16 protein-coding genes and 1 pseudogene are annotated in these 10,176 nt (G+C 50.3%); 8 read left to right on the forward strand and 9 right to left on the reverse strand.

The window, feature by feature from the left end; genetic code table 11:
• The first annotated feature begins 34 nt into the window (after nt 1–34).
• Nucleotides 35–430: a tyrosine-type recombinase/integrase gene (locus FDX11_RS15765; protein ID WP_371414799.1), complete on the forward strand. Its 396-nt coding sequence runs from the start codon at nt 35–37 to the stop codon at nt 428–430.
• Here FDX11_RS15765 and FDX11_RS15770 read toward each other — a convergent pair.
• The 6 genes from FDX11_RS15770 to FDX11_RS15790 form a co-directional block, all read right to left on the reverse strand.
• A complete protein-coding gene (locus tag FDX11_RS15770; protein WP_137398204.1) occupies nt 423–623 on the reverse strand; it encodes an excisionase in 201 nt (66 codons plus the stop codon). The genes FDX11_RS15765 and FDX11_RS15770 overlap by 8 nt on opposite strands.
• Before the next feature lie 45 nt (nt 624–668).
• A complete protein-coding gene (locus tag FDX11_RS15775) occupies nt 669–911 on the reverse strand; it encodes a DUF4060 family protein (protein ID WP_137398205.1) in 243 nt (80 codons plus the stop codon).
• Between the two features lie 39 nt (nt 912–950).
• Entirely contained in the window at nt 951–2,042 is a 1,092-nt protein-coding gene (locus FDX11_RS15780) for a RecT family recombinase (RefSeq protein WP_137398206.1), read from the reverse strand.
• 12 nt (nt 2,043–2,054) lie between these two features.
• A complete protein-coding gene (locus FDX11_RS15785) occupies nt 2,055–5,348 on the reverse strand; it encodes a RecE family exodeoxyribonuclease (RefSeq protein ID WP_137398207.1) in 3,294 nt (1,097 codons plus the stop codon).
• Nucleotides 5,349–5,487: 139 nt separating this feature from the next.
• Nucleotides 5,488–5,649, reverse strand: coding sequence for a YdaE family protein (locus tag FDX11_RS25170; RefSeq protein ID WP_170975614.1), 162 nt, complete (start codon nt 5,647–5,649; stop codon nt 5,488–5,490).
• 11 nt (nt 5,650–5,660) lie between these two features.
• Nucleotides 5,661–5,867 carry a hypothetical protein gene (locus FDX11_RS15790; protein WP_001568763.1) on the reverse strand — a complete coding sequence of 69 codons (207 nt, stop codon included), beginning with the start codon at nt 5,865–5,867 and terminating at the stop codon, nt 5,661–5,663.
• A 382-nt stretch (nt 5,868–6,249) separates the two neighbouring features.
• Between FDX11_RS15790 and FDX11_RS15795 the strand changes: the two genes are divergently transcribed.
• The gene (locus tag FDX11_RS15795; protein ID WP_071667478.1) at nt 6,250–6,444 is read left to right on the forward strand and encodes a hypothetical protein; all 195 of its coding nucleotides are present in this window, start codon (nt 6,250–6,252) and stop codon (nt 6,442–6,444) included.
• Nucleotides 6,445–6,472: 28 nt separating this feature from the next.
• Here FDX11_RS15795 and FDX11_RS15800 read toward each other — a convergent pair whose 3' ends face one another.
• Genes FDX11_RS15800 through FDX11_RS15810 form a run of 3 tightly spaced genes read right to left on the reverse strand, consistent with a single transcriptional unit; the run spans nt 6,473 to nt 7,706 of the window.
• Nucleotides 6,473–6,862, reverse strand: coding sequence for a hypothetical protein (locus FDX11_RS15800; RefSeq protein ID WP_240498925.1), 390 nt, complete (start codon nt 6,860–6,862; stop codon nt 6,473–6,475).
• Nucleotides 6,863–6,866: 4 nt separating this feature from the next.
• Nucleotides 6,867–7,277, reverse strand: coding sequence for a hypothetical protein (locus FDX11_RS15805; RefSeq protein ID WP_071692472.1), 411 nt, complete (start codon nt 7,275–7,277; stop codon nt 6,867–6,869).
• Nucleotides 7,278–7,310: 33 nt separating this feature from the next.
• On the reverse strand, nt 7,311–7,706 hold the full coding sequence (locus FDX11_RS15810) for a helix-turn-helix domain-containing protein (protein ID WP_001230956.1): 396 nt from the start codon (nt 7,704–7,706) through the stop codon (nt 7,311–7,313).
• Between the two features lie 103 nt (nt 7,707–7,809).
• Between FDX11_RS15810 and FDX11_RS15815 the strand changes: the two genes are divergently transcribed.
• The 6 genes and pseudogenes from FDX11_RS15815 to FDX11_RS15840 all read left to right on the forward strand — a co-directional run.
• Nucleotides 7,810–8,043: a YdaS family helix-turn-helix protein gene (locus tag FDX11_RS15815; protein WP_032169934.1), complete on the forward strand. Its 234-nt coding sequence runs from the start codon at nt 7,810–7,812 to the stop codon at nt 8,041–8,043.
• 2 nt (nt 8,044–8,045) lie between these two features.
• Nucleotides 8,046–8,585: a toxin YdaT domain-containing protein gene (locus tag FDX11_RS15820; RefSeq protein ID WP_109548065.1), complete on the forward strand. Its 540-nt coding sequence runs from the start codon at nt 8,046–8,048 to the stop codon at nt 8,583–8,585.
• An 84-nt stretch (nt 8,586–8,669) separates the two neighbouring features.
• Nucleotides 8,670–9,581: a replication protein gene (locus tag FDX11_RS15825; RefSeq protein ID WP_029403925.1), complete on the forward strand. Its 912-nt coding sequence runs from the start codon at nt 8,670–8,672 to the stop codon at nt 9,579–9,581.
• A gap of 2 nt (nt 9,582–9,583) precedes the next feature.
• The gene (locus FDX11_RS15830; protein ID WP_024174857.1) at nt 9,584–9,922 is read left to right on the forward strand and encodes a DUF977 family protein; all 339 of its coding nucleotides are present in this window, start codon (nt 9,584–9,586) and stop codon (nt 9,920–9,922) included.
• Entirely contained in the window at nt 9,919–10,113 is a 195-nt protein-coding gene (locus FDX11_RS25515; RefSeq protein ID WP_137398208.1) for a hypothetical protein, read from the forward strand. Before FDX11_RS15830 ends, FDX11_RS25515 begins: the two co-directional genes overlap by 4 nt.
• Nucleotide 10,114: 1 nt before the next feature.
• Nucleotides 10,115–10,176 (forward strand): annotated as a pseudogene (locus FDX11_RS15840) (HNH endonuclease); the annotation flags it as partial.

A 10,176-nucleotide genomic window follows, 5' to 3' on the forward strand; every position in this document is an offset into this window, starting at 1 on the left:
AGGTGTCTGTTAAACCCGTGGCGATTCAACGCGAGTGCACATGAGAAGGGCTCTTTCTGATGCTGCGGTGGGGCTGGTAAAAAATCATCTTGAGAAGATCAACACAAAGCATTTAGTCACTTCACAGCGCTTACTGGATGGGGAGATTAAAGACGTCCCGGTTCATCCGCCAGTTGCTTCGAACTACGCCAGGTATATTTGGTCAGAATCCGGCATGGAGCCCTGGTCTCTCCATGATATGAGAAGAACAATCGCAACAAATCTTTCAGAACTTGGCTGTCCGCCACACGTGATTGAAAAGTTACTTGGTCACCAAATGGTTGGAGTGATGGCGCACTATAATCTGCATGACTACATCGATGATCAAAAACACTGGCTCCACGTTTGGCAGAGCCATCTTGAAAGCATCATCGGTGAGCCGTTCAGTTAATTTTCTGTTTCACACCTTCCCACTCTTTGACTGACTCCGACTTCCAGCGGTTAGGGTTACCGGGAAAGTCCGGGGCGGGGAACGGCTTAGCAAAACCCCGCGGCATCGTGTCTGTGCTTTGCCATGACCAAAGGGTTTTACGTGAGATTTTGTATCGACTGGTCAGGTCTGACGTCAGCAAAATATCATCCATCGTTTTTCTCCAATGGCCCAAACTGAGCCATTTCTAAAAGTAATATCAAGAAACTTGGCCAGGCAGCGCGCGTAAGCGGCGCATGCATGTCATAGCCGTGGCCACGTAGCTCGCCTTACGGTTAACCACCTCAACCCAGACCTTCACGCCTTCAACTCTCACAGTGTATGTCTCCTTCATCTTGCTGCGCCCATAGTCGCCGTAGCGTTCGTGATGAGTGGCTAGTGCGATGTCGCATGCCTGACGCGCTAACGGGGATTGTTGATTTCCTCGGTTAATCAATCGCATTACATCTCCTCAATGGGAGAGCGAACCCTCCCAAATCTGCTAGCCCACGTATTCCGGTTTCATATCGGCCAGGGTGATGCTGAACTGATCGTGCAGTTCGTCGCCCAGATGACGTTTCGCCGTTGCAAGAACTCGCTCAACTTCCCCAAACCGTTCAGCTGCATCCGGTTCATCCGGAGACGGCAGGGAGTTGATCGCGGCTTCAACCTTGTTACGTGAATCAACCAGGTAGTAGCGCTTCACTGCCTTATTCTTCAGCTCGGTGAACAGGGCAGATCCGAGCGTGGCCTTCGCGCTTTCGATATCAGCGCGCAGTGCTTTGGCGCTATCAACATCCTGTGCTGCCTCGATGCGCTCGCGGAAATCATCGGCAAGAGCGTCGATATTTACCGACGATTCGTGTGCGCTTTGCGTAGTTGTGACGGTGTCACCTGCGATTTCAGCAACGCTCATTCGTTGGGCTGAGCCAGGGTTAATAACTTTTTCTTCTCGTTCTTCGACTTCATCGGCACTGTAAACACCGAGAATCACATCAGGGCAGTACAAGCGAGCCCAGCGCTTTACCGCGAGATAAGCGAGCTGCTGACGCGGATCACTTGCCCATAGTGTCGAATTACGAACCTGAGCCTGAGAAAGCATGAGTACCAGTTCGCGTGGCTCATCCTCGCCTTTCATCGTTGCCCACACACGAATTCCTACACCGGCCTCATCCTTTAAATCCCAACCGGGCGCGATGTACTTATTGCCTTTAGAACTGGTTCTCTCTACAAATCGACCAATGATGTTTTCCCATGGGCCAAACCAATCGTAATGAAGGCGATCTTTTGTAGGCGACATGTTGGTAACAACCGCATTAACCAGTTGAGCTTCGTAACCCAACACTCCGCTATTACCGACGATGTGGGTCTTCTGAGCTACGGCAAAGGGGTCCATACCCCATCGTGCGGCCTGCATGACCACAGCCATGCAGGCATCTGGTTTTCCGCGGAAGTGGTCAGGTACAAAAGCGCCACTATTTGCCATCACTGTCGACAAGGTGCGGAGGCGGTCGAAAAGTTCCCCATTAGTCAAAATTGAGATGTTATCGATCATTTGCGTCTTGTTTTCGTTGGTAGTAATTGCAGTAGACATGTTCTTTTCCCCTTATGCCTGAGTACGCAGCGCTTCAAGGCGGCGCAGGTCGAAGTCGTTCAGTTCGTCGGTGTAATCAGCGGTGATCGGCGCTGGCCATTCGCCAGTGTCAAAGCCGGTAGCGATAGCACGCATCGCCTTGCGGTACTCGAGCATGCCCAGTTCCAGCAGTTCGGCTGATGCCTCAATGATGGCGATCCAGTGGTAGTTCTCGTCTTTGTTGACGAAAATCCAGAAGAACTGGTCCAGGGCTGCGGTTTCGCAGTACATCGCTGCACTCAGGTGGTAATCACGATCGATAATTTCCCGGTGCAGTTTGGCGCGCAGACCTTCCTGCTTAATGTTCCACATGCTGATGGTTTTCAGGTCGGCACCGATGCGAACGCCGTCCAGGTCGATCTCCAGATCCGGGCGCACACGAACTTCGAGTCCGGTTTCGTCGTCAAAGCCAAAGTAGCTCACTTCAACGGCGCGGCTCGGGTGTGTCAGTAGCTTGCCGGCGGTCGGGTGCTCGAGCAGGGCTTTCTGAATGCTCAGTGCAGTGCTCAGTTGCTGGCGGGTGACCAGCACTTTCCCTTGCGGATTCTCGCGCCACGCATCCAGCAGTTCGTCGGCGAAGACGGCGTTCGGATTAACAGACTTCACGGCCTGAATCAGATCTGCTTTGGTACCGGACACTTTCAGTGGTGCCGGTTTCTGCGCTTCCTGTGCAACCAGGTCAGGATTGATGATTGCCAGTTGCTCGAGTAACGCATCGCGGCTACCGCTGGTTTTCACCTGAGCAGGCAGAGTGGCGTTGTATTCCTTGATGCAGGCTTTCATCGCTGAGGCGGTCTGCTTCTTGTCCGCTTCGAGACGCTGGTACTCTTCTGGCAGCGACATATAGCTCTGGCCAGTTTCCTCGACTGAACCACCCAGCGGCACCTGTGCAGGCAGAGTGGCGTTGTATTCTTCCAGCAGCGCTTTGATGTCGTCGGCTGACAGCATCGCTGGCAGGCTGGCGTTATGCTCATCAATAAAGGCGCGGATCGTTGCCGTGGTGGTAAATGCGTCTTCCGGAATTAAGGGTTCAACGCTGAATTCATCACCGAGCATTTCGGGCTGCAGCGCCAGCACATGCACCAGGTTACCCATGTCCAGAACTGGAGAGCGTTCTTTGATAATGGTTTTCTCTACGTGGCGCGCATTGAAGTACATCAGCGAAACACGTGCGTCTTTCACTTGCGTTGAACTGATACCGTTGGCTGCGTGATAAACCTCGTTCGGCAAATCCTCATAGCGGCCTGGCTCGAAGTAAGCAGGGTACACAACAGCCGGTTCGTCAGATTGCGCTTCTGGCTCGGTTTGTGCCGCAACTGGTTCGGTTTGGTTTACAGAATCGCTGTTTTGGCTAACAGAATCCGTATTCTGGTTTACATCGGCTTGCTGTCCGGTATTTGACTCTTCACCAGTCCCCAGATCGCTTTCGCCTGTATGCAGCGCATCACCAGCCTGTTTTTCATCACTGACAGTTTCTTGAACCTGCACATTGCTGGTGGTCTCCGTAGCCTTTTTCGTGCCATGAGTTGCTGAGTTCTGCAGCAAAGCCGTAACGTCGAATATTCCGTTACCGACATTTTTAACCAGTTCTTGTTCGACTTTCTGCGGTTGTGCTGTGGCTTCCTCTGCGCGGCGGCGTGCTCCTTCTTCACGCACGCGTTGCAGGTTCTCTTCGTGAGTGCAGAAGGATTTGCGCGGAGACTCCTTGCTTTCAGGTTGGGAAATTTCCTGTGCTGCGGGTTCAGCCTCATGTAATGGCAATAACTCGACCGCGGAATTGAACGCGGCTGTCATGGTCTGGTTAATAAATTCCAGGTGAGCGACAGGAGTTAAATGAATATTTTCCGGCGCGATACGTACCAGGTTAAAAATAGCCGTGCGGTTAACGCCAAGAACGCCTGGCTGATTACGAAGAATGCTGCTCCATGATTTCCACGGTTCTTCTTTTTTGGTCACGATTTCTTTAGCGCGACGAAGAATGCTGCCCGGAATTTCGAAGTGGTTGAAGTCCATAGGCAGAAGGGCACAGGCAATCTCTAAATCGAGAGTGTCAAGCGTGTGGTGCGCATCAGGTCCACGGTCAGTGACATATCCACCATCGGCATTGGTGCCGGAATCAGTACGCTGTACGTTGTTCATACGGTTACCGGCGGCCCATTCGCGTGCCAGGATGCCGCGGTCAATGTAATCAGTTTTGAACCACACCGTCAGGAACTGGATAACTGTCGCCAGCTCCGGTTTTTTACCGTCGACAGGGAAGACTTTCTTAACGGCATTCACGACTTTATGAATATCGTGCTCAATGGCTTTTTTGAATGCTTCCACATTCTCAGCAGCCAGCAGCAGGTTCTGGACGTAAGAGTCATCAGTGTCCATCTCAAGGCGGACAATCTCATTTTTCTGCCCGGCATCGACGTGATAGAGATATTCACCATCACCGATTAACTGAGCCAGTACGCGCTGGCGGAATGGCAGGGTGGCAACAACGATCAGGTTCGGTTGCTGTGTCAGCTGAGATTGCTCTTCGGTACCGACCTCATCTCCAACGCTGGTGGTTTCAGTTTTGAGCAGAGGAAACTTTCCACTGCGCCAGTCTTCAACCAGTTGATTGCGATCACCTGCTTCTGCATTCACCCAGTCAGACATGAAAGCAGCGATCACTTCAGGTTCGTGTTCTTCATCCTGTTCGAATATGTCTTTAATCGCCTGAATCATTTTCCACTCAGCATTCAGACTGAGTTTGCCAATTTCAGGAACATCATTTTTAACCTGCAGCAGGTTCTGGAGATAGGTATTGCTTTCGTCCAGTGACATTTCGCTGGCAGCCAGCTGCTGCTCTTTAGTGACGTGAGTCTGGTATTTATCGCTCATCAGATGGAAGGAAAAACGGACTGCTGGAGTGCGGTTTTCTAACGATACATTCTCGTCAGAAGTCGCTACTTCATCGGTATTTTTTACATCGGCAGGGATAGTGGTGACAACGTCGCCAGCGGCCTTTGGCAGCCAGGTGCGCCCGTCGTCCTGCAGTTCGTAACGATCACACCAGGTGAAATCAACTTCACCTTCTTCCGGAAGGTCATCTACAACTGGGAAGTCAGTGCGGATAGGCTTGGCGTAGTCCTTACCACGGCCAGTTTCGATGCCAGCATCTTCCAGCGCGACGTCCAGCATAAGGTTGGCGCGAGCCTCAGTTTTTGCAGTGAACCAGACCACTGCATCTTGCTTTCCGGATTTCTGAGTGGCTTTAACCACATTAAAGAATTCCATGTGAGATCCTCTTTTTTGGGTGTTAGAATCCCCGGACCATTGATAGCGCCCATTGGGTTAACTTTGGTTTTGATGTTGTTTCCGGTGTAACTTTGGTCGGTGGCACCGGACGTAGATCCCGCCTTGCGCGGGTTTTACGTTAGCCTTCGTGCGCCATCTGGTCGTAAGAAGCGCAGCGCTTGGAACAATACTCTTTCTCTTTGCGCGCCAGCAGTGAGCCGTTGCGATAGAGAAGGGTGCTTTTGATTACCTCTTCCGTTTTAACCGGCTTGCCGCAATAACCGCATTTCTTGTCTAACATGACATCCTCCGCTAGTGACTGAGTCCATGCCCCAGGCCGTTCAGATAAACTTCAACCAGCAAATCCTTGGTGTAAGTCATCTCCACGCCGCGGTGCAGATACAAACGTCCGCGAGCGTTAGCTGATGCCGTCCAGGTTGAGTCTTTGTGTTTGACGAGCATCCCCGGCTGAACTGCGCCGCGGTTTACTGTCTGTGTACCGTAGTGCTGATGAACCATGATGTTCTCCAGTTTTTCTGAGTGAACTTCGCTGGTGGCGCCGCGGCGCTGATCTTCACGGTTGAGCTTTTTCACTCTGCAATTCGCCACCGCGAAGCTCACTTCTGTTTCTTGCCTTGTCGCCGGCTAGCGGAACGTTTCAAACCTACTGCGCGTTAATCTCACCACCTCATTCCGGTCTTCGTATGCCCCGGACGGCTACTTCGTGGGCGTCCTGCCTCGATGGTTGTGTTGATGGAGTAATTAAACACAATGTTTATTTGGGTGTCAACATAATGAGTGTTTTTGTATAAACAAAAAGTTTAGTTGGTTGCACGCGTTGGCGCGAGTAGTATGCTTTGAGGTCTATTTTTTGGTTATAAAAACATCAATAAAGGGGGCTATGGAAAAGTTCTACGTGGGTTACAACGATGTATGTCAGGCGGTAGGTAGAGCGACGCTGAATCTGATATCACATGGAGACGCGCCAACTACTGAGGCGATCATTTCAATGCTGGAGTCGCTGGGGGATATTGAGCAGAACGATTTTTGGCGACAGGTGTTCAAGTTTGCAGCTGAGGAAGTGCGAAAAGGGTAGGCAAAAGAAACCCGGCGCTGTGGCCGGGTTAAAGATAATGCTGAGCTAGTTTGTAGAGGCCGGTCATTATTGCGATGAGGGTCGGAACTCCAAGTAAGACGGCTAGTTTTGCGTCAGATATTTTTTTATCTACTGTATCGGTTGAAGGTTTTTTATCGAGAGAGGCTTTAATACTTTCCAGTCTCTCAAGAGCAATAGTCATGTTTTGGCTAATTGATTTCGCATCTATTCTAAGCTCATCAACATCACGTCGAATATAGCTAATATCAGCTTCCAGTTTAGCTACTCTGGCTTCAAGCATGTTACCACCTCCACCATTACCATCATGAAATGATGACTTATTATCCTCCTCATGTCCATCCACCAAGTCTTCTGGAGACGTAGCGCTTACGAGTCTTACGTAGTCTTTAGCTGCCATAGGATTACGCCACCCCCAAAACATTGAAGAAAACACTCATGCTATCAAGGGGATTTTCACTATCATAGGGATTGAGAAGTTCACAGGTGAAACGATAGGTACCATTTAACGTTGGGTTAAAATAAAAGCTTGCTGTGAGAAAGGAAGATCTCTTTACTGGGTCAATGTAGTTTTCAGGGATGGCATCCATAGATGAGGATATGGGTACATCTTGTAAGTTTGGGTCGGCAAGCTTGAGGCTCACAAAATAAGGCAGGGTATTTTTCAGTTCTAGAAAAGATATGCCGACACTCATAGCTATAACACCATCATCGCGAACGGTGAAATTCAATGTGGGTGCTCTCGCGCCTTCCAGGTTGAACTTAGCCGGAAACATAAAGGCTATCTTTCCAGATATCTCTTTTTCACTATCCATTTCTATTCATGCTTCCTGTGTGTCTGAGAAGTGTTACTCCGCATCACCCTTAATCCGCCGCCCCATGTACTTGGCGTACAGTTCGTCGAGTTCTTTCAACCGCAGAGATACGATCCGCAACATGTTCTGTTGTTCTTCTTCGTTTGGGAGTTGATTATAGAGTTCCAACAGTCTCCGTTCGTCGTGTCTCAAACCGTCCTTAGCATCCACGTCCTGACCTAGAACCCACTCAAGACTTACGCCTAGCGCATCGGCAAGTTTTATTGCTGAGCTTTTTCCTATCGCTCCTCTGACAAACCAGTTGTTGACTGATTGCGCGCTCACACCACAGATTCTCGCTATATCCGCTTTGGATATGCGCTTCTTCTCGATGATTTCATTTAACCGCCGAACCTGCGGGTTATCTGTTTGGTGTGTGTTTTTTCTCATATATCAAGATTCTAAACTAAAAGTTTATCGCCTCAACATTCATAATGTTGACTTGAATATAAACATAATGTTTAATTTGGTTCGTTATTACTTGGAGCCAAATATGAAAGCACTTGATAAAGCAATATGCATCGTAGGGGGTGCAACCCGTTTAGCAGAAAAGCTCAATGTATCCCCAATGACGGTCAGTCACTGGCGTCACCGTGACAATGGATTCGTACCGGCTAACCGTGTCATTCCTATTTTCAATGCTACAGGTGTAACTCCACATGAGTTACGCCCTGATTTGTACCTCAACCCTACGGATGGGTTACCAGCTCAGGAAGCGGGGGCATAACCATGCAGTCACTGTCACTTCATCAAAATAGCGGATATCAACCGGCTGCGATGATAAATCGCAATCAACCTGTCTCGGTAGATAAACATGACCAGATCCGCGATGCCGTTCGTGCGTGGGCGGGTGTAGATGGTCAGGATGTCGTTTCTGCTCTGATCGTCGAAGAGTACCGGGCGAAGGGTGGTGACGAGATTACTTTCCCTAGCGATCTCAGCCGACAGCGTCAGAAGCTTTTCCGCTTTCTCGATAACCATTTCAATAGCGAGCGGTACCGCGAGAACGTTCGTCAGTTGACGCCGGCAATTCTTGCTGTTCTGCCGCTCGAGTTCCGCAATCGCCTGCTACCAGAAGACAACGTTATGGCCCGTCTGGCTCGGCTGGAGAAAGAAACCAGCGAAGCGAAGATTGCCGTCGCGATGAATGCTCCACGTCATCAGAAGCTGAAAGAGTTGAGCGAGGGGATCGTGGAGATGTACCGCGTTGACCCCGGCTTAACCGGTCCATTGATGGAGATGGTGCAGATGATGCTGGGGGTTGTATGACGGGTTCAAATATGGCGAAAGCCGCGGTGCTCGAACACCAACGGCTTTCAGGTGCAAAAACTGAGCGTAATTGCGGAGAACAGTATGTCAAATACCGCTGAAATATTCAAATTCCCCACACAGCAGGGGAAACAGGAGAGCAGCATGGCTGAACTGGAGAAAGGCTATTTGCGCCTGGCCAACCAGATTCAGGATGCCCTGTGTATCGTCGAACTATCCGGGCGCGAGTTCCGGGTGCTGAATGCTATCGTTCGTCTGACCTATGGCTGGTCTAAGAGTTCTGACCGCATCGCCAATAGCCTCATTGCAGATAAAACGACGCTGAAGGTGAAACACGTCTCTGAAGCCGTGTTGAGCCTTGCCTATCGGAACATCATCATCCTGCGCCGCATTGGGCAAACCAGATACATAGGGATTAATACCAGCCTGGATAAATGGGCGTATACCAAGCCAAATTGCATGAAGTGTCCAGCGGTGTTTCCTGCTGCTGAAGTTGTCACATGGGTTATTACCATCCCTGAATTCAGGGATAGCAATTTTACCCCTTCAATCATCCCTGAAAACGGGGATAACCATCCCCAAAAACAGGGAGAGGTATCCCTGAAAACAGGGAACACCAAAGACATTCTTCCAAATACAAATATAAATACAGATCTAACCCCCTCTAATCCCCCAAAGGGGAAGGGTAAGTTTGACCCGCTGACGATTCCCGTTCCTGAGTGGCTTGATTCTGTGTCCTGGAGTGAGTGGGTGGCCTACCGCCAACAGTCTGGCAAAGCCATCAAGACCGAAATGACGGTCACCAAAGCATTCAAGTTGCTCAAGGCTTGCCTGGACGCTGGGCATGACCCCGTTGATGTGATCAACACCAGTATCGCCAACGGGTACCAGGGACTGTTTAAACCGAAGTTCGCTCTCAACGCTCGCAAAACGGGCAGGGATGTGAACCGCATTTCTGAGCCAGACAAAACAATCCCACCCGGATTCAGGGGGTAAGCATGCCAAGACCAAATACACCAGAAGAGCAGGCGGCACTTATCCGGGTGATCATCGAAGAGGTGAAAATCCGTGGACGCTTAACCGTTAGCGAGGCATCACAGATGTTGTCGCTGCATCGTCAGACTGCTGAGAAGTATTTCCGCGTAGCAGCCGAACGCGGCGAACTCATTCGTTACGGTCGTCTAGGTTTGTTCAGGGACCCAAAGGCTGTAATTGATTTCGATCTCCAACGATTCTCATACGGTTCGAGTAAGCCTCTGATTGAGTTACCAGCAGATTTTCGGGGAAGTGCGGTTATGCGTCGGGTTATAGATATCGTGGGGAGGATGCCAGCATGACAACCGAAAAACTGGCGTTGAATTATGACCCAGCCGATCCCGACAAGATGCGATTACCGGCTGGCATAACATGTGGTAATTGCCACCATATCCATCGTTGTAAAGCAATTTTTGGACACACGGAGTCGAACACATATTGCGATTGGTCACCGTCGCGATTTACTGCTGGCATTGGCGTGAAGGGGGAGTGAGATGGCACTGACGAAAAAACAACGCGCAGAGCTACGCATGAAGTTTGGAGGTCGCTGTGCTTA

The sequence above is a fragment of the Citrobacter sp. wls714 genome (assembly GCF_005281025.1).
Lineage (GTDB): Bacteria > Pseudomonadota > Gammaproteobacteria > Enterobacterales > Enterobacteriaceae > Citrobacter > Citrobacter werkmanii.

Excerpts from the sequence above, each read along its gene's own strand:
- FDX11_RS15800 (WP_240498925.1), bottom strand. The coding sequence starts at position 6,862 with ATGGCAGCTAAAGACTACGTAAGACTCGTAAGCGCTACGTCTCCAGAA.
- FDX11_RS15775 (WP_137398205.1), bottom strand. The coding sequence starts at position 911 with ATGCGATTGATTAACCGAGGAAATCAACAATCCCCGTTAGCGCGTCAG.
- FDX11_RS15780 (WP_137398206.1), bottom strand. The coding sequence starts at position 2,042 with ATGTCTACTGCAATTACTACCAACGAAAACAAGACGCAAATGATCGAT.
- FDX11_RS25170 (WP_170975614.1), bottom strand. The coding sequence starts at position 5,649 with ATGTTAGACAAGAAATGCGGTTATTGCGGCAAGCCGGTTAAAACGGAA.
- FDX11_RS15830 (WP_024174857.1), top strand. The coding sequence starts at position 9,584 with ATGCCAAGACCAAATACACCAGAAGAGCAGGCGGCACTTATCCGGGTG.
- FDX11_RS15820 (WP_109548065.1), top strand. The coding sequence starts at position 8,046 with ATGCAGTCACTGTCACTTCATCAAAATAGCGGATATCAACCGGCTGCG.
- FDX11_RS15810 (WP_001230956.1), bottom strand. The coding sequence starts at position 7,706 with ATGAGAAAAAACACACACCAAACAGATAACCCGCAGGTTCGGCGGTTA.
- FDX11_RS25515 (WP_137398208.1), top strand. The coding sequence starts at position 9,919 with ATGACAACCGAAAAACTGGCGTTGAATTATGACCCAGCCGATCCCGAC.
- FDX11_RS15790 (WP_001568763.1), bottom strand. The coding sequence starts at position 5,867 with ATGGTTCATCAGCACTACGGTACACAGACAGTAAACCGCGGCGCAGTT.
- FDX11_RS15795 (WP_071667478.1), top strand. The coding sequence starts at position 6,250 with ATGGAAAAGTTCTACGTGGGTTACAACGATGTATGTCAGGCGGTAGGT.
- FDX11_RS15785 (WP_137398207.1), bottom strand. The coding sequence starts at position 5,348 with ATGGAATTCTTTAATGTGGTTAAAGCCACTCAGAAATCCGGAAAGCAA.
- FDX11_RS15815 (WP_032169934.1), top strand. The coding sequence starts at position 7,810 with ATGAAAGCACTTGATAAAGCAATATGCATCGTAGGGGGTGCAACCCGT.
- FDX11_RS15825 (WP_029403925.1), top strand. The coding sequence starts at position 8,670 with ATGTCAAATACCGCTGAAATATTCAAATTCCCCACACAGCAGGGGAAA.
- FDX11_RS15805 (WP_071692472.1), bottom strand. The coding sequence starts at position 7,277 with ATGGATAGTGAAAAAGAGATATCTGGAAAGATAGCCTTTATGTTTCCG.
- FDX11_RS15770 (WP_137398204.1), bottom strand. The coding sequence starts at position 623 with ATGGATGATATTTTGCTGACGTCAGACCTGACCAGTCGATACAAAATC.